Annotated in this window: 12 protein-coding genes; 6 read left to right on the forward strand and 6 right to left on the reverse strand. The window is 68.9% G+C overall.

Translation table 11 applies throughout. The features are described from left to right. Window positions 1-7: 7 nt before the first annotated feature. From CLM74_RS21190 to folE, 3 genes are all read right to left on the reverse strand, one after another. The gene (locus tag CLM74_RS21190) at window positions 8-709 is read right to left on the reverse strand and encodes a DUF4194 domain-containing protein (protein ID WP_025875661.1); all 702 of its coding nucleotides are present in this window, start codon (window positions 707-709) and stop codon (window positions 8-10) included. Continuing rightward, entirely contained in the window at window positions 696-2,165 is a 1,470-nt protein-coding gene (locus CLM74_RS21195; protein ID WP_059065679.1) for a DUF3375 domain-containing protein, read from the reverse strand. The genes CLM74_RS21190 and CLM74_RS21195 overlap by 14 nt, the downstream gene beginning before the upstream one ends. A 109-nt stretch (window positions 2,166-2,274) precedes the next feature. Beyond that, window positions 2,275-2,886, reverse strand: a complete 612-nt coding sequence (gene folE / locus CLM74_RS21200; protein ID WP_025875657.1) for a GTP cyclohydrolase I FolE — start codon at window positions 2,884-2,886, stop codon at window positions 2,275-2,277. Window positions 2,887-3,514: 628 nt separating this feature from the next. Between folE and CLM74_RS21210 the strand changes: the two genes are divergently transcribed. The 6 genes from CLM74_RS21210 to CLM74_RS21235 all read left to right on the forward strand — a co-directional run bounded on the left by CLM74_RS21210 (window position 3,515) and on the right by CLM74_RS21235 (window position 9,194). Continuing rightward, entirely contained in the window at window positions 3,515-3,970 is a 456-nt protein-coding gene (locus CLM74_RS21210; protein ID WP_025875653.1) for a MarR family transcriptional regulator, read from the forward strand. Window positions 3,971-4,077: 107 nt separating this feature from the next. Continuing rightward, complete coding sequence (locus CLM74_RS21215; RefSeq protein WP_025875651.1) at window positions 4,078-4,287, forward strand: DUF1656 domain-containing protein; 210 nt, start codon at window positions 4,078-4,080, stop codon at window positions 4,285-4,287. Next, window positions 4,284-5,201 carry an HlyD family secretion protein gene (locus CLM74_RS21220; RefSeq protein WP_025875649.1) on the forward strand — a complete coding sequence of 306 codons (918 nt, stop codon included), beginning with the start codon at window positions 4,284-4,286 and terminating at the stop codon, window positions 5,199-5,201. The genes CLM74_RS21215 and CLM74_RS21220 overlap by 4 nt, the downstream gene beginning before the upstream one ends. Further along, complete coding sequence (locus CLM74_RS21225) at window positions 5,198-6,658, forward strand: efflux transporter outer membrane subunit (protein ID WP_105164892.1); 1,461 nt, start codon at window positions 5,198-5,200, stop codon at window positions 6,656-6,658. Before CLM74_RS21220 ends, CLM74_RS21225 begins: the two co-directional genes overlap by 4 nt. A 3-nt stretch (window positions 6,659-6,661) precedes the next feature. Then, window positions 6,662-8,701, forward strand: coding sequence for an FUSC family protein (locus CLM74_RS21230; protein ID WP_025875645.1), 2,040 nt, complete (start codon window positions 6,662-6,664; stop codon window positions 8,699-8,701). A gap of 94 nt (window positions 8,702-8,795) precedes the next feature. Continuing rightward, entirely contained in the window at window positions 8,796-9,194 is a 399-nt protein-coding gene (locus tag CLM74_RS21235) for a hypothetical protein (RefSeq protein ID WP_032978532.1), read from the forward strand. A gap of 299 nt (window positions 9,195-9,493) precedes the next feature. Here CLM74_RS21235 and recD read toward each other — a convergent pair whose 3' ends face one another. The 3 genes from recD to recC are packed head-to-tail and all read right to left on the reverse strand — an operon-like array spanning window position 9,494 to window position 18,380. Further along, a complete protein-coding gene (gene recD, locus CLM74_RS21240) occupies window positions 9,494-11,374 on the reverse strand; it encodes an exodeoxyribonuclease V subunit alpha (RefSeq protein ID WP_099844475.1) in 1,881 nt (626 codons plus the stop codon). Next, window positions 11,371-15,045: an exodeoxyribonuclease V subunit beta gene (recB, locus tag CLM74_RS21245; protein ID WP_105164893.1), complete on the reverse strand. Its 3,675-nt coding sequence runs from the start codon at window positions 15,043-15,045 to the stop codon at window positions 11,371-11,373. Before recB ends, recD begins: the two co-directional genes overlap by 4 nt. Beyond that, entirely contained in the window at window positions 15,042-18,380 is a 3,339-nt protein-coding gene (gene recC / locus CLM74_RS21250; RefSeq protein ID WP_105164894.1) for an exodeoxyribonuclease V subunit gamma, read from the reverse strand. The genes recB and recC overlap by 4 nt, the downstream gene beginning before the upstream one ends. Window positions 18,381-18,530 lie beyond the last annotated feature (150 nt).

The following is an 18,530-nucleotide window of genomic DNA, read 5'->3' on the forward strand; positions in this document are numbered from 1 at the left end:
GGGTCTCTCAGGCTTCAGCGGCCGGGGTTTCGCGCAGCTGGCGGTAAACCGCCGACAGCTGGGATACGTCTTCGGCGGAGAACAGCAGCTTCAACGCCGGCGAGACTTCGTGGCGGTCTTCCTGGCCGCCGAGGCGGGTCAGGATGTGGTTGTCCTTCATCTTCTGCACCGCCGAGGCGACACGGCGGTTGAAGCCGGCGCGGTCGGTGGACAGGTTCTTTTCGTAGATGGCCAGTGCTTCGGCCATTTCAGCATCGGCGACCACGGCGCGGTTGCCACGCGCATCGGCTTCGCCCAGCTGCTGGCGCAGGTACAGCAGCAGCACCGAATCGATGAAGGTCAGCGGCGAGGTGCGCAGCAGTACCGGTGCATCGACATCTTCGGTGTCGGCCTGGCGGGTGAACGCCACACCACTGTCACGGTCGAGCACCAGTTCCAGGAACAGGTCCGACAGCGCCGAGCGGATACCGGCTTCGCTGCGGATCAGTGCCGGCCACAGCTTGGCGTGACGCAGCTGGTCGATGCTGGGACCGATCAGCAGCTGGCACAGCGCGCGGCGCGCATCCAGCGGCAGGCGGCCGGTATCGCCCATGTAGTAGACGTCGTTGCCGCGCCGGGGCTGGGCCACGGTCGCCACCGGTTCGGCCTGGTACGCGTCTTCGGCCAGGTCGGCATGCGGTGCATCGATGGGGTCTTCATGCCAGCTCATGGCGTCTCTCCTGGGTAAACCAAACCAGCGGGATGCGGGCACGACGGATCTGTCCGTCGCCACCTCGCCATTCGGCAAGCTCCTGTTCGCCGGCGATCACGCTGCCAAAGCGCGTGCCCAGCGAGAGGTAACCGATGACACTGCCCAGCCCCTGCGGCGCTTCGCGCTGCGACAGGGCCTGGGCAATGCTGAGTTTCGGCTGCCTGTCGAGCAGGTCGTGCAGGTCGCGGCGCAGGGTGCGGAAATCGATTTCCGACGACGCCACCAGATCGCCCACGCTTTCCAGGCTGATGCTGGCTGCATCGTTGTATTCGACGTTGCCATCGACCTGCGCGCTGCGCGGGTCGTGCAGCTTCCACTGCGACCACGAACGCAGGCGGCTGGTGGTCAGCTGCAGGTCGCGGCCAATGGCGCGCTGCGCCGGGAAGTCATCGCGCAGTGCCAGTGCTTCGGACTGCGCCTGCTTCAACAGCTGGTTGAGGCGGCGCTGTTCCAGGTAGCCACGGCTCTGCACGAAACCACGCAGGCTGCGCGCGAAGTTCTGCAGCACGTCATGCACCTGGCCACCACGTTCGAGCATGGTGCTGGTGAAGCCGCGCAGGAAGTTGCGCTCGTTGCGATCCAGCCGCCGGGCGAAGCCACGGGCCAGCAGCGTTTCCAGCGCGGCATCGAGCTGGGCGCTCTGTTCGGCGTCGTTGAGCAGGCGCCAGAACGCCTGGAAACTACGCCCCGCGTCGCTCTCGCCGATCACGTCCACGCCTTCGAACAGCTTGGACAACACGTCGCCGCGCTCGCCTTCGTCATCGATGATGCGTTCACGGAACTCACGGTTGAGCTGTTCAAAGTCGTCGCGCACGCGGCGGAAGTCTTCGGTCAACTCGTCGGCCAGGCCGATGATCTGCCGCGTACGTTCCAGCGCGCGCTTGCCGTCCAGGGCCGTCACGCGACCAGCGCTGACACGGGCGATCTCGGCATCGATGCGATCGCGCTCGTCGCGTAGTGCGGACAGGCGTGCGTCCGGGTCGGCCTCGGTCTGCGCGGCCAGCTGCGACAGCTGTTCGATCACCAGTGCCAGACGGCTCTCGGTGGCGGCCACTCGGGCCTGCTCCATGCTGTCGGCGAAACGGATCGCCTGCAGCGCCTGGGTCGAGAGCTCGTATTGCTCCTGGTCGGCGCCTTCAGGCAGCCGGCGTTCCAGCCAGCCCTGCGCGAGCCAATGGGCAACGTAGGCCTGCGCGGTCCGCGGCAGCTCACGCGACAACTCGTCGCCGTTGAGCTGGTCCAGCGCACGCTGCAGGCGCTCGTTGAGGACCGATGCCGGCAACGTGCGATCGCCGTCCATCAGCAGGCCCTGCAGCAGGCCGATGATTTCCGGTGCGTGGTCGGCGGCGAGCAGCTTCCATTGCGGCTGTTCGCGCAGGTGGCGATAACGGGTGATGCGTTCGCGGTGCTTCATGCAGCGAGATCGGTCGGAAGGGCGCGGCGGCCAGCGCGCGCGCAAAGACGCGGCGCAGGCACGGCGAAAGCGGCGGCCACGCGCGGCCGCCACCGGGAGGCGACGGCGCTCAGCGCTTGCCGCCCACTTCGATGAAGCGCAGGAACTCGGCGCGGGTGCGGGCATCCTCGCGGAAGCTGCCCAGCATCTTCGAGGTGACCATGCTGACGCCGCGCTTGTGGATGCCGCGGGTGGTCATGCACTCATGGGCGCCTTCGACAACGACGCCGACACCGACCGGCTGCAGCACATCCTGGATGCACTGGGCGATCTGCGCGGTCATCTTTTCCTGGACCTGGAAGCGGCGGGCGTAGGCTTCGACCACGCGTGCCAGCTTGCTGATGCCCACCACCTTGCCGGCCGGCAGGTAGCCGACGTGCACGCGGCCGATGATCGGCGCCATGTGGTGCTCGCAGTGGCTTTCGTATTCGATGTCGCGCAGGACGATCAGCTCGTCGTAGCCGGCCACTTCCTCGAAGGTGCGTTCCATGTAGGCGCGCGGGTCGTCGCGGTAGCCGCTGAACCAGTCGCCATAGGCTTCGGCCACGCGGCGCGGGGTATCCAGCAGGCCTTCGCGGGTCGGGTCCTCACCGGCCCAACGCAGCAGGGTGCGCACGGCATCCTCGGCCTGGACCTGGGTCACTTCGCCCTGCGGGGCGGCCTTTTCGTTGTTCTTGCTCATTGCATACAGCGCCCGAACGGGGGGCGAGCATCGTACCCGACCGGGGGGTGGGTCGTCCTCTGGGGACGGTTCATCGGGGGGCCGCCCGGCGCCTCATGGCTGCTGAGCGAGAGGTGGAGGGGCAGGCAGGGCAGGACACGCCGCAAGTACGTCCTTGTAGGCTCGTCCACGTCATCCATGCCGTGGACGGTCCTGCCCTGCCTGCCCCTCCGCCTCTCCGACGGTTGCCTGCGGGCGCGGCCGGTCCGCCCGAAAGCGGGGGTCAAAAGCTGGGGTTCATGGCTTCGGAGAGTGCTCTGGTAGCGCCGGGCCATGCCCGGCGAGCGGAGCGGTGCCACCAGAAGCCGCCGGGCATGGCCCGGCGCTACCGCTCTTGTTCTTGAAGCGCCAACCCTCCGCGCCTGCGGGATGTGGGGTGGGTGGCGGAGGGCCGGGCGGGGTAGGACCGTGAGGCGCATGGATGCGCCGATCGAGCTTACAGGGACGTACTTGCAGCGTGTCCTACCCCGCCCGGCCCTCCGCCACCCCAACCGATAGCCAGCAGGCGCAACGCCTTCCTCAATACACCCCACCCATTCAGCAAAACCTATTGATAGGAATGAAATTAGTAGTATCCTATCTATTACTTATGGACCGACCCCTCGACGAGCGCACCGTGCTGCAGATGCAGCTCAGCTCCGGCCTGCTGTACGCAGGGCGGCAGTGGCAGCGCCTGGCCGACAGCCGGTTGGGCAGCTACGGCATCTCCACCGCCTGCACCATGCCCCTGCTGATGATCGGCCGCTCCGGCGGTGGCATCCGCCAGGTCGCGCTGGCGCAGCAGCTGGGCATGGAAGGCCCTTCCCTGGTGCGCCTGCTGGACAAGCTCTGCGCCAGTGGGCTGGTCCGCCGCGAATGCGATGCCAGCGACCGCCGCGCCAACCTGCTGTGGCTGACCGAGGAAGGCCAGGCATTGGTGCGCGAACTGGAAGACCAGTTGATCGGCCTGCGCCAGGACGTGTTCGGCGAGCTTTCCATGGATGAACTGCATGCCGTGCTGAAGGCATGGCGCCTGCTGGCCGAGGCTGCCGACCGCATCACGTAAGCCCGTTGTCGGTGAATACCGCCGCTGCCGTGCATGCGCCAGCGGCTTTTGCCCGTTGCCGTTGTCCTGTTCCACCTCCCCTTCCCCTACCGTCCCCGCCCCTACCGATGCCCGGTGAATTCAGTCTCCACGGAGTGTTCGTCCCGACCCTGCTCGGGTTGATGGTGTTGGCCTACCTGGTCAACAGCGGCCTGCACGCGCTGCTGCAGCGTGCCGGTGCCTATCGCCACGTATGGCACCCGGCGCTGTTCAACCTGGCCTTGTACGGGATCGTGCTGGGCCTGCTGTTCCACCTCCTGCGTTGGATGCAATCGTGAACAAGATCGTGAAGAAGACTCTGCCGGTGCTGCTTACCTGCGCAGCCGTGATCGTCGCCCTGCTGGTGCTGCGCCAGCTGTGGGTCTACTACATGGATGAGCCGTGGACCCGCGACGCCCACGTCGGCGCCGACGTGGTGCAGGTGGCGCCGGATGTGTCCGGCCTGGTCGAAACGGTGCAGGTAGCCGACAACCAGGCGGTGAAAAAGGGCGACCTGCTGTTCGTGATCGATCGCGCGCGCTACCGCATCGCGCTGGAGCAGAGCCGCGCCAGCCTGGCCGAACGCCAGGCATCGGTCGCGCAGCTGCGCCGTGAGATCGGACGCGACCGCAGCCTGCAGGATCTGGTCGCCGCCGAGGACGCCGAAGTGCGCCGTGCCAAGCTGCAGGCCGCACAGGCCGCATTGGCCACCGCACAGGCTGCGGTCGACCTGGCCGAACTCAACCTGGCCCGCACCGAAGTACGTGCACCGGCCAATGGCCGGGTCAACGACCGCACCATGCGCGTGGGCGACTACGTGGTGGCCGGCAAGCCGGTGCTTGCGCTGCTGGATACCGGTTCGTTCCGCATCGATGGCTACTTCGAGGAAACCCGCCTGCGCGGCGTGGCCCCGGGGCAGCGCGTGGACATCCGCCTGATGGGCGAGGACACCCCTCTGCACGGCCATGTCGAGAGCATCGCCGCCGGCATCGAGGATCGCTACCGCAGCAATGGCAGCACCCTGCTGCCGAACGTGACCCCGGCCTTCGACTGGGTGCGGCTGGCGCAGCGCATCCCGGTGCGCATCGCCATCGACGAGGTGCCTGCCGGCGTGGAGCTGATCGCCGGGCGCACCGCCACGGTGACCGTGGATACCGGCCGCCACGTGCAGAACAAGAAGGCCGGCGCTGCGCCGACACAGGCGGGCCTGTGAACGCCGCCCTGCCCCGCCTTGGCCTGATCGTCGCGCTGGCCAGCCTGGCCGCGTGCAGAACCGTCGGCCCGGATTACGCATTGCCCGAGGGCTCGGCGTTCAAGCGGCCGCAAGCGAATGCCGCGTTCATCGATACCCACAACCCCGAAGTGGCTGCCAACCAGGCACTGCCGGCACGCTGGTGGTCGCTGTACAACGACCCGATGCTGGATGGGCTGATCACCCAGGCGCTGCGCGACAATGTCGAACTGAAGGCTGCCGACGCGCATCTGCGCCGCGCTGCTGCGGTGTACGAGCAGGCGATGGACGCCGGTGGCTTCGAGTACGAGGCCGAAGCCGGCGTCAGCCGCGCACAGTTGTCGGCCGAGTCGTTCCTGCAGGAGCACGAGCTGCCGGTGATCAACCTGGCCGACGGCAAGTTCGCGGTGAGCTACCAGTTCGACCTGTTCGGCAAGCTCAAGCGCGGTGCCGAAGCAGCCCGCGCCGACGAACAGTCGGTGGCCGCTGCACGTGACCTGGCCCAGGTGAGCGTGGTGGCCGAGGTGGCCGACAGCTACCTGGAGATCTGCCATGCCAACCACGAACTGCACGTAGCCGAGCATTCCCTGCAGCTGCAGCAGCGCAGCCGTTCGGTCACCCAGCGGTTGATCAGCGCAGGCCGCGGCACGCCGCCGGAACTGGCGCGCGCCAATGCCCAGGTCGCGCTGCTGGAAGCCGCATTGCCCCCGCTGCAGGCGCAGCGTTCGGCCGCCGCCTATTCGCTGGCGGCACTGCTTGGGCAGACCCCGGGCCAGCTGCCGGCCGGAGTGATCGACTGCGCGCACGCACCCACCCTTGCCCAGCCGCTGCCGGTCGGTGATGGCCGCGCGCTGCTGCAGCGCCGTCCCGACATCCGCCAGGCCGAACGCAAGCTGGCCTCGGCCACCGCGCGGATTGGTGTCGCCACTGCCGAGCTGTACCCGGACATCCGCCTGGGCGCTTCGGTCGGCGCCGCCGGCCTGCTGGAAGACTTCGGCCAGCCGATGACCCAGCAGTGGTCGTTCGGCCCGCTGATCTCATGGACGCTGCCGTCCTCGGGCACGCATGCACGCATCCACGCCGCCGAGGCTGGCGCCGATGCCGCGCTGGCCGAGTTCGACCATGCCGTGCTGCAGGCACTGCGCGAAACACAGACCGCACTGGACCGCTATGCGCAGGATCTGCGCCGCCTGCAGTCGTTGCGCGTGGCGCAGGAGCAGGCTGCGATGGCCGCAGAGCAGAACCGCCGGCTGTACCAGGGTGGCCGCACGCCGTACCTGTCCAGCCTGGATGCCGACCGCAGCCTGGCCAGCAGCGATGCCACCCTGGCCGCGGCCGAAGCCCAGGTCTCGCGCGACCAGATCCACCTGTTCCTGGTACTGGGCGGTGGCTGGCAGGACAGTGCCGCGTCTGCGTCTGCGCCGACGACGGCGAGGTAAGCGATGAACGGGCTGACCGACCGCCAGGCCTGGCTGTTCTCGATCAAGACCTACCTGGCAGCGATCGTCGCGCTGTATATCGCCATGGCCGGCAACCTGTCGCGCCCGTACTGGGCGATGGGCACGGTGTACATCGTCAGCCAGCCGCTGCTGGGCCCGACCCGGGCCAAGGGCGTGTACCGCATCCTCGGCACCCTGGCCGCCGGCCTGGCCACCCTGCTGATGTTGCCCGCCCTGGTGGAAACACCGCTGGTGCTGAGCGCGGCGATGTCGATCTGGCTGGCCGGCTGCCTGTTCCTGGCCCTGCTCAACCGTGGCCCACGTGGCTACGCGTTCCTGCTGGCCGGCTACACCACTGCATTCATCGGTTTCCCGGCGGTGACCTCGCCGGAGACCATCTTCGACACCGTGGTGGCGCGCAGCGAGGAGATCATCCTCGGTACGGTGGTAGCGGTGCTGTTCGCCTCGCTGCTGTTCCCGGCCTCGGTGCGGCCGATGCTCGGCGCGCGCATCGGCAACTGGATGGAGGACGCGGCGCAGTGGTGCCGGCAGATCCTCGAGCGCGGCCGCGCGCATGCCCCACGCAACCGGCTGGCCGCCGACCTGGTGCAGTTCGAGGCGCTGATCGAGTTCCTGCGCCGCGATGACCCACGCCATGCCGGCGCGGCGGTGTCGATGGAGCGCCTGCGCGAACGCATGCTGTTGCTGCTGCCGGTGCTGTCATCGATCGCCGACCGCCTCAGTGCGCTGCGCAGCGATGGACAGACCCTGCCCGAGGGCCTGCCGACGCTGGTCGATGACATCCACGACTGGATCGATACGCCATCCAGTGCCAGCGACTACGCGCGCCTGCGCGCACGCATCAGTGCGCTGAAGCCACAGGTGGACCGCGATCTGCAGCACCTGCAGCTGGCCAGCCTGCTGCTGCGCCTGGAGGAGCTGGTGGACCTGTGGCAGGACTGCCGCACCCTGCAGCACGCGATCGACCAGGGCACCGCGCCGCTGGACCGCGCGCACTACCGCATCCGCACCGAACGCGCCGCCACCGACAAGCACGTCGACTACGGCATGGCACTGTTCTCCGCGCTCAGCGCCGGCGTGGCGCTGATGAGCTACTGCGTGCTGTGGATCGGCCTGGGCTGGGAGGGCGGTGGCAACGGCGCGATGATGGCCGCGGTGACCGCCGCGTTCTTCGCGGCACAGGACGACCCGGCGCCGAGCATGGTCTCGTTCCTGGTGTGGGCGATGGTGGCTTCGCTGGTCGCCGGCGTGTACCTGTTCGGCGTGTTCCCCGCCGTGCACGACTTCGGCCTGCTGGCGCTGGTGCTGGCAGTGGTGTTCCTGCCGTTGGGCCTGCTGCTGCACCACCCGAAGAGCGCGCTGTTCGCGCTGCCGCTGACGGTCAACCTGGCCGCGCTGCTCAGCCTGCAGAACACCTACAGTGCCAACGTGCAGACCTTCGCCAACTCGTCGATCGCGATGTTCATCGGCATTGGCTTTGCGGTGGTGATGACCCGGCTGTTCCGCTCGGTGGGTGCCGAATGGACCGCGCGCCGGCTGGTACGGCAGGGCTGGACCACGCTGGCCGAGGCGGCCGAAGGCCGTGGCCAACAGGACCGCCAGCGCTTCGCCGCGCGCATGCTGGATCTGCTCGGCCTGCTGGCACCGCGCCTGGCGGCGACCCCGGAAGGCAGCGACATCGCCTCGGTGGACATGCTCAACGAGGCGCGCATCGGCCTGAACATCCTGCAGCTGCGCCGCGCCCGCCTGGAGCTGCCGGAGCGCAGCCGCGAAGCGGTCGAGCACATCCTGGAGGAAGTGGCCGTGCACTATCGCCGGCAGATCGCCGCACGCAAGCCGATTGTGGCGGCCGAGGCGCTGCGCGAGCGGCTGGACACCTCATTGGGCCGGGTAGGCAGCGTGGCCGCCTGCAAGGCACGCGACGAGGCGCTGATGGGCCTGGTCGGCCTGCGGTTTGCGCTGTTCCCGGACGCGAAGGCGTTGGCGCCGGGATTGGCGGACGCCGCAGCGCCGTCCGTCTGATGCGATCCGCCGGGCATGGCCCGGCGCTACCATCGTCATCCGCTAGCGCCGGGCCATGCCCGGCGTCCTTACGCCACGGCAACAGGATGGTTCAATGAGTTACGACATGATGGTGTTCGAGGCCAGCGTCGCCCCGCGTGAAGCGGCGGCGTTCATCGCCTGGTTCGAGAAGCAGGCGCAGTGGGGCGAGAGCCACGAGTACGACGACCCGGCGGTCAGCAGCCCGGCGCTGCAGGCATGGTTCGCGGAGATGGCGCAGGAGTTTCCGCCGATGAACGGCCCGCTGAGCAATGACGATGATGATCGCGCCGAGGTGACCGAGTACAGCATCGGCCGCCATGTGATCTATGGCGCGTTCGCGTACTCGGTGGCCGAGCGCGCGCATGGGCGGGTGCAGGACCTGGCCGAGAAGCACGGCGTGGGGTTCTTCGATGTCAGTGCGGATGAAGCGGCGATCGTGTATCCGGATGGGTTGGTGTTGATGCCGGAATAGGTTTGGCGGCAGGGCTGCGCCCTGCACCTGCCGAATCAACGGCAACGGCAAAAGCGGGCGATCCGTGGGATGGCGGGGTGGGTCCGGTTGCGGGGGACGCTGCAAGTACGTCCCTGTAAGCTCGGTCGCCGCATCCATGCGGCTCACGCCCCCGCAACCGGCCCCACCCCGCCTTCGACAGATTTCCGCGATCTGTCGGAATGGCATGGCCTGCTTCTGGTGGGTGTCGACCTTGGTCGACACGGTAGATCCACGCCGTGCGTGGATGAAGGTGACCGACGTGATGGTAAGGCTGGCGTTTAGAACAACGTGCCTTGCACGGTGGGTTCTTCACCGCGCGCCGGTTCCTCGGTCACCTCTTCCGCACCCAGTCGCCACGCCAACCCACCAAGGCGGCTGGCATGTCGTTTCAATGCCGCCTCCAGCACCTCGGCGCTGCCGGCCACCTGCAGGCGCTGGCGGGCGCGGGTCAGGCCGGTGTAGACCAGTTCGCGCGACAACACGCGGCTGTCCTGCCTTGGCAGCTGCAACCACACTTCATCGAACTCCGAACCCTGCGCCTTGTGCACGGTCATCGCGAACGCGCTCTCGTGTGCGGGCAAGGCTGCCGGGTGGAAGGCGCGCGGCTGGTCGGCGGTCTCGCCGGGGAACCAGGCCACCATCGCACCGCTGCCATCGCGCAGGCAGATGCCGATATCGCCGTTGAACAGGCGGTGGCGGTAGCTGTTTTCGGTGATCAGCAGCAGCCGGCCCTGGAAGTAGCCCGGGGTGTTGCCAGCCAGCAGCTGTTCAATACGGCTGTTGAGGCCACGCGCGCCCTGCGGGCCTTCGCGCAGTGCGGTCAACACGCGCAGGCGGCCGGCCTGCTGCAGTGCCTGCGCCGGGTCCACTGCGTCGGCCAGTGCGCGCCAGTGGTCGAGCAGATGCTCGCGCTGGCCACGCAACGGGTCCGCCTCGCCTTCATGGAAGCGGACACCAGCCAGCCCGCCACTGCGCAGCAGGCGCAGGGCGGTACCACTGTCACCGCCACGCACGGCCTGCGCCAGCGGCGCCAGGTCCAGCGCATCACTCTGCCGGTAGCCACGCTGCAACTGCACGCGGCGACCTGCGAACGCGCGCGGCGGTGCCTGCGGCTGCAGCGTGGCCGCTGCCAGCAGTCCATGCAGCGCCTGCGCATCGTCGGCACGGGTGCCGATGCCATCGCCGCTGGCGCGCAGGATGGCGCTGAGCACATCACCGGCTTCCACTGACGGCAACTGGTCGGGATCGCCGAGCAGGATCAGGCGGGTACCGCTGGCGATCGCGTCGACCAGCTTGGCCATCAGCGGCAGGTCGATCATCGAAGCTTCGTCGACCACCACCACGTCCACCGGCAACGGGTTGTCGGCGTGATGGCGGAAGCGCGGTGAATCGGGAATCACCCCGAGCAGGCGATGCAGGGTGGTGCCTGTGCTGGGCAGCGCGGTGCACAGCGCCGGGTCCAGCCCCTGCTCCTGCAGCCGCTGTACGGCCAGGCGCAGGCTTTCGGCCATGCGCTCGGCAGCGCGGCCGGTGGGTGCGGCCAACGCCACCTTCGGCACGGGCAGGCCCTGGTGCTGCGCCTGTGCCGCCAACAGCAGCAGCAGGCGCGCGATGGTGGTGGTCTTGCCGGTACCGGGCCCACCGGTGACCAGGGCCAGCGGGTGGCGCAGGGTTACGCCAGCCGCACGGGCCTGGTGGTCCTCACCCGTTGCGGCGTGCGGGAACAGACGCGCGAACAGGGGCGCCACGGCGGCCATGTCCGGTGCAGGCAGCGGATGGCGGCCGATGCGTTGCAGGCCGACAGCCAACTGCCGCTCGTATTCGCGGTAGCGGCGCAGGTACAGCAGACCGTTCTCGAGCACCAGCGGCGCTTCCGCGGCGGCGGCGTTGGCATCCTGCGGGGTCGCCACCCAGGGTGAGGCCTGCAGCTGCGCCAGCCACTGCGCAGGTTCGGGCCATGCCGGAATGCCATCGATCACGCGCTGGGGCTGGCGCGGATCGAAGCCAGCGTGCCCCTGCGCCACGGCCAGCGAGGCCAGTGCGGCGGCCAGTGCCACGTCGTCCGGCGTGTCTTCGCGCAGGCGCTTGAGGCTGATGGCCAGGGCGTGGTCCAGGGTGCGCAGCTGGCCACTGCGATGCAGATCGCGCAGCAGGTTCATGCGGTTTCTCCGCGCGCGCGCGCCGCCATCTCGGCCTGGGCTGCTTGGCCGCCCGCAAACAAGGCATCCAGCGCATCCACCAGCTCAGGCGCGAAGCGCTGCACGTGCACGCCATTGCCGGCAATATCCAGGCCCCGGCAGAACAGGTAGCGGATACCGCCCATGTCGCGCGCGTAGTCGTATGCCGCGCCCAGGCGGAAGCGCAGCCAGCGATGCAGGGCCACGGTATAGATCAGCGCCTGCAGGTCGTACTCGCTGTGACGCATCGCGATCTCCAGCAGGTCCGGGCTGTAACCCGGCAGCCGGTTGGATTTGTAGTCCAGCACATACCAGCGGCCATCGCGCACGTAGGTCAGATCGATCTTGCCGGTCATCAGGCCTTCCAGCCTTCTGCGCAGGCCGAAACCGCGCCGCGCGCTGGAGATGCCGTGCTCGTGCAGCAGCTGCAGCAGCACCGGTACTGCGGTCGGCTCGATGGCGAAGTGGAACTCGATTTCGGCCCGGCGCTCATGCTCGGGCACGCTGCACAGCGCACCGCCTTCGGGCAGCGGTACGGTGAGGGTGTGGCCGACCAGCGGCACCAGCACCGCCACGCCATCGTCCAGATCCTCGTCGGCATAGCCTTCGTCGTGCAGCGAGCGGCGCAGCACGTCGGCCTGTCCCTCCGGTGCCGGTTGCTGCGGCTGCCAGTGCGACCACAGTGCGAAGTCGACGTTCTCCAGTGCATCGTGCAGCACATTGCCGAAGCGGCTGCCCATGAAGCGCGGATCCGGCGGCGCAGTGTCTTCTGCGGCAGCGTCCGGCAGCGCCGGTTCCAGCGGCAGCTCGGCACCGGCGGGTTCGTCGGCAGCCGGTGCCGGCAGTTCGGTGGCCGCCGCTTCGATATCGTCGCCGTTGCCAGCGTCGGCATGCGCCAGCTGGGTGAAGCTGTAGACCCACCAGTCATGTGGCACACGGCGGGTCAAGGCACGCACCGCAGGCAGCTCACCTTCGGTTTCGGCCAGCAGCTGCGGCAGGCGACCCGGCGGCGCACTGTCATCCAGGTCCACGTCCGCGTGCGCTCGCAGCGCCTGCAGGTCGCCCAGCAACGGCGCCAGGCGGGTCTTCGCATGGCCTGCCAGATCGCCGGTGGCGATCCACAAGGCATGCTCGGCGCGGGTCAGGCCCACGTACAGCAGGCGCGCGTCTTCTGCACGCTGTTCGCGCTCGCGCTGGCTGCTGGCCGCGTCCCAGGCATCGTCCCTGTCCAGCTTCCAATGCAGCTGGCGCTCACCCTGCAGGTGCACGGTGCAGTGCGTGGCGGTGTTCGGCGCGCCGCCATCGATGCCCACGAACGGCAGGAACACCAGCGGGTATTCCAGGCCTTTGCTCTTGTGCAGGGTGATGATCTGCACCCGTCGGGCGTCGGACTCCAGCCGCAGCAGCTGCTGCTCGTCATCCTGGTCGGCGTTGGCCATCTGCCCCTGCAGCCAGTCCAGCAGGCCGTGCATGCCCAGTGCCTGCGCGGAGGCTTCCTGCAGCAGTTCGCCCAGCTGCAGGTAATTGGTCAGGCGCCGCTCGCCGTCGATCAGTGCCAGCAGGCGCTCGCCCTGCGCGGCGCAGACATCAGCCACCACCGCGAACGGGCCGCCACGCTGCCAGCGCTCGCGCCAGTGCAGAAGCTGTGCCTGGAACCCGCGCTGCAGGTCCCCCTCACGCTCCATGCTGGCAATCGCGCTTGCGCGCTGCCCCAGCAGCACCGTTGCCAATGCAGTACGCAGTCGCCCTTCGTCGGCCGGTTGCAGCAACGCCAGCAGCAACGCACGCAGGTCACGGGCCTCGCTGGTGGCAAACAGGCTCTGCTTGCCGGCCGCCACCGCGGGAATGCCGACTGCGGCCAGCGCACGCTGCACCAGCGTGGCTTCGCGATGCGAGCGCACCAGCACGGCGATATCGCCGGGTTGCACCGGGCGCCCACGCAGCAGCGCGGTGCCGGCACGCGCCTCCAGCAGGATCTGGTGGATCGCGGCCACACAGGCCTGGGTCGCCGCGTCGCGCGACGCATCGGCGCCAAGGGCCTTTTCACCGTCGCTGCGCAGCAGGCGCAGGGTCAGCGCCGGTGCGGCCCGGCCATCGCGCAGGTAGTCCTCATCGACACGCACGCCACCGGGCCGCACCGGCTCGAACCGGATGTCGCGTTCGAGGAAGGCATCTTCGCCAGCGTTGTCGTACAGCGCCTGCAGCGCGCGCAGCACGGCCGGGCGCGAGCGGAAGTTCTGGTCCAGCGCCGGTGCCTGCTCGGCCACCTGCTTGGCTTTCAGGTAGGTATGGATGTCGCCGCCACGGAAGCCATAGATGGCCTGTTTGGGGTCACCGATCAGGAACAGCGCCGGCTGCAGCCCCAGTTCGTCCACCTCCGGCGAGGCGCCGAACACGGTATGGAAGATGCCCCACTGGCGGTCATCGGTATCCTGGAATTCATCGACCAGGGCGATGCGGTACTGCGCCCGCAGCTGCTTGACCAGGGCCAGCCGCTGCGGGCCTTCCAGCGCGCGGGCGACGCCGTCGATCAGATCGTCGTAGGTCTGCACGCGGCGCACGCGCTTCAGCACCGACAGGCGCTGGGTGGCTTCCTCGCGCAGGGCGTGCAGGAAGTTCAGTGCCGTGGCACGCAGCCATTGTTCGCGCTGGGCCAGCAGTGCCACGTAGCGCTCAAGCGGTGCCTGCAGCGGCGAGGACGGTGTGCGGTCGGCGAACTTCTTGTTGGTCTTGGCCACCAGCGCATCGGGCAGCAGCACCGGCAAGCGGTCGCTGGACAGCAGTTCGGCTGCGTCGCCGCGCTCGGCCCAGCCCAACAGCTGCCGGCCCAGCGGGTGCAGCCAGCCCAGCTTGTAGGAAACGCCGTTGATCCACTTGTTGTCGACCGCTTCGCACAGGTCCAGGAAGAAGCGCTCACCGTGCTCGCGCACGGCCATCGACAGTTCCGCCGCCGTGCCCTGCAGCGCCGGGCGCGGATCGTCCACGGCCGGCGGCTGCAGTGGCGGGTGCAGCGGTGGCGATGCCAGCAGCGCGCGCAGGTCAGCCGCCAGCGCATCCGGGTGGGACCACAACCAGGTCAGCGGTTCCAGCGTTGCCGGGTCGTTGGCATGCACACGCCAGAGATCGGCCGCCAGCTCTTCCAGCAGCTCGCGATCGCTGGCCAGCAGCTCGGGCGGGTCGAAGGTATGCCCGCTTTCGAGCGCATGTTCGCGCAGCACGCGGGTGCAGAAGCCGTGGATGGTGAAGATCGCAGCCAGGTCGATCTCGTCGGCGGCTACCTGCAGGCGCCGCTTCAACGCTTTTGCGGTTTCCGTGCCGTCCTGCAGATGACGTTGCAGCACCTGCCGGGTCAGCAGCGCATCGGGTGTTTCATCGTCGCCCGGCGGCAGATCGACCAAGCGCGCAGCCAGGGCCAGGCGCTCGCGGATGCGCTTGCGCAGTTCCTGGGTGGCGGCGTCAGTGAAGGTCACCGCCAGGATCTGGCCGATACGCAGGCCCTGCTCGACCACCAGACGGGTGAACAGCGTCGCCAGGGTAAAGGTCTTGCCGGTGCCGGCACTGGCTTCGATCAGTCGCGTGCCGTGCAGCGGCAACGCCAGGTAAGGGTCGGGGCAATGCGTGTTGATGGAAGCGCCCTCGGCACCGCTGCTCATGCGTGGCCCGCCTGTGGATCATTGCCGAAGCTGCGCCCTTCGCGCACGGCGCTGAAGACCACCTGGCTGTTGCGCAGCAGGTCGGCGTAACTGGCGTCGTCGGCGAACGGGTCGGCGCCACGCAGCAGCAGCTGCCAGGCATCACTGTTGGCTTCACCCCAGCTGCGGTCGCTGCCATGCCATTGTTTCCAGCCTTCGCTGCGCTGCTTTTCCACCGGCGCGTTGAACAGCACCCAGCCGGTATAGGGCGCAAAGCGCAGTGGTTCGCGCAGCCCACGCTGGCGCAGCTGCAGCAGCGCGCGCAATGCCGCGCGTGCTGCGGGCACGGTCAAGGCAGGCAATGCATGCGGACCGGGGCCGGCATCACCGCCGTCGTAGAACTGCACGAGCGGCAAGGCATCGCCGGCGGCGTTGGCCAGCAGCCAGTCCAGCCCCTGGCGGATCACCGCGTTGCCGTTCAGGGCGCCGGCGCGCAGGCGCACCAGGCCTTCGGGATGGCGATCACCGACCCGGCCATGCAGGCGAACGCCGTCGATCTCCACTTCATAGCGGCGGCTCTCCAGCGGCGTGTCCTGCAACCAGCCCAGCATGGCCGTGGCATACGGGCGGGTCTTGAGCCGCTCCACTTCAAACTGGCGCTCGCCGAGGATGCCCGACGGCAGCAGCCCGCGTGCGCGCAGCCGCGGGTACAGCGGCTCGCTGTCGCCGGCCAGGGTGGCCTGCACCACGGCCAGCTGCACACTGCGCTTCTCCGGCCCACGCGAGGACAGCACCAGCGGCTCCAGGTCGTCGACGTCCTCGACGTCGTCGGCCAGGCGCAGGCCCAGCGACTGTGCGAGGAACTGCCCGGCCGGATCACACAGGAAACGACGCAGGCTCTCCAGCGAGACCTCTTCTTCCACCGCGTCGTCCACCGGCGGCAGTGCGGCGTCGAACCACGGCAGCAGGCCGCCGCGCTGCCCGCCCAGCCGCCCGGCGGCCGGGTGCCACTGCCGGCGGTAGCTGAAGCGGCGTGGATCGCCGTCACCGAAGGCGGCCGGCGAGAACGGCTGCAGCGCGTGGCGCACGGTGAAGTCCCGCGTGGCGGTCGACGGATCGAGGTGATAGGCCGCGGCGGCATCGATCAGTTCGCTGACCAGCACCGAGGGTTCGCGCACGCTGCCATCGCGCGGGTCCGCGCCGAGGTAGCTGAGGTAGAACACGTCCTGCGCAGCAGCAAACAACTGCAGGAACAGGAAACGATCGTCTTCGCGGGTGGAGCGGTCACCGGGACGGCGGCGCGGCGTATCCAGTTCGGCGGTGAGCTGGTTGAGGCCAGCGGCCGGGTCGCGACGCGGGAAATCACCATCGTTGAGGCCGAGCACGCAGATCACCCGGAACGGCAGCAGGCGCATCGGCACCATGCGGCCGAAGCTGATGCCACCGGTCAGCAACGGCGCGCGCGTATCGGCCTCGGCAAGCGCACCGGCGAAGTGCGCACGCACCACCTCTGGTGGCACGCCATCGGCGAACCCGGCCTTGTACGCATCTTCGGCGAACTGGTTGAGCAGCTTGCGCAGGCGCTCCAGCGCGCGCTGGCTGTTGGGCGAGCTGGGTGGTGTCGGCAGCAGGGCATCGAGCAGCGACAGCAGGCGCTGCCGCCACTGTGCCGGGGTCAACAGTTCGCCCAGCCGGCGCTGGTAGACGGCCAGCACGCGCAGCAGGCGCAGCAGCCGGTCCAGCGCATCCAGCGCCCCGCCTTCCAGTTCGATCCACGGCGCCACCCCGACCAGATCCACCTCGCTGCCGGTGGCGTGGCCCAGCAGCAGGCGATCCAGCGCGAACTGCCAGGTGTAGGCGTCATCGCTGGGGGCCTGCAGCTGGTCGCGATGCTGGGCATCCAGGCCCCAGCGTGCGCCTGCCTGCTGCAACCAGCCATGCAGTCGGTCGAAGTCCACCGCTTCCAGGCCGGCGGCCTCGGCCAGGGGTGCACTGGCCAGCAGATCCAGCACCTCGTTCAGGCCGAAGCGCGAAATCGGCAGGCCAAGCAGGTGCACGAACACGTCGGCCAGCGGCTCGCCAGCCAACGGACTGCTGTCGGCCAGCGCGTAGGGAATGTGTTCGTCCTCGCCCCCCCGTCCGCCGAACACCGCTTCCAGATAGGGCACATACGGATCGATGTCCGGCGCCAGCACGGCGATCTCGCGCGCCTGCAACGGCGGGTCGAAGCGCGGGTCCTGCAGCAGGCTGCGCAGCTGGTCGTGCAGCACCTGCAGCTCGCGCAGGCGGGTGTGGCAGGCGTGCACCTGCAGGCTCGGGTCGTCGCTGCGCAGGCCATCGCGCAGTTCACCGGAAGGCAAGGCACGACGGTGGAACAGGTCGCGCTGCAGGCGATGCAGCAGGCTGTCGGACAGCCCGCCCTGGTCCATCGTCGGCCGCGTGTCTTGCTCGGGGTCGGAATAAGCCGCGATCTCGCCGGCCGGATGCACCACTTCATAGCTGCCCAGCACCGCCATGAAATCGCGGCCGGCCGCACCCCACGCTTCCAGCAGGCGGTTCTCGCCGGCGGCCTCGCCGAACGGGTCCGGCGCACCGCTGCGCAGGCGCTCTGCCAGGGTCTGCAGGTCGCCCCAGTAGGACTGCACCGGCGTGGGCAGATAGAAATGCAGTTCGCCCACCCGCGACTGGGTGGCCATCACCCGCAGTACGTCGGGCGAGATGTTGAGGGTGGCGAACGCCGACATCCGCGGCGGCAGGCCCTGCGGCAGCGGTTGGCCGGCGCCCTCGAAGCGGTCCAGGTACGCCTGGATGCGGCGCGCGCGGTAACCATGGCCGGCGGCGATGCTGCGCCACAGGATGGCCTGCGGATCGGCCGCATCGGCGCCGGCTTCCCAGCGCAGCAGCCAGTCGCGGCGCCAGGCCTGGTACTTCTCGAACACCGAGGCCAGTTCGCCGGCTAGGGCCCAGGGTTTGAGCGCGTCGCCCCCGGCAAGATAGGACTGCAGCGCGCGCATCGGTGGCTGTGCCAGCAGCTGCGGATCGCGCAGGGCCTGGTACAGGCGCCAGTGCAGGGCGGCCGCGTCCAGGTCGTCGGCTTCGCCCTCGACATTGGCGTTCAAGGCACGGGCGACGAACTCACCGGGGGTCAGGAATTCCAGGTTGGCGGCCACGCCATACTCGGCAGCCAGTGTCGCCTGCAGCCAGCGCCGCATCGCCACCTGCGGGATCAGCACCACCTCCGGCGCCAGCAGCGGCTGTCCCGGCACCGGCACACGCACGTTGCGCGCCAGCAGGGCAGCCAGCACGTCCAGCGAATTGGAATGGTAGAGGCGGAAGTCGCTGCCCGGGTCACTCATCGTGCACAGTGTGCAGCACACCCGCCCGTATTCAATCCCGGGGTACGGTGATCGCGACGGATTGTTCCGGTCGTTTTCGGAATTGTCCCGGTCTGGCGACGGTCCGACCGTGCAACAATACTGCACCGTCCAGTCTGCTTATGTTCAGCA

This window comes from Stenotrophomonas sp. MYb57 (assembly GCF_002966815.1).
GTDB lineage: Bacteria > Pseudomonadota > Gammaproteobacteria > Xanthomonadales > Xanthomonadaceae > Stenotrophomonas > Stenotrophomonas indicatrix.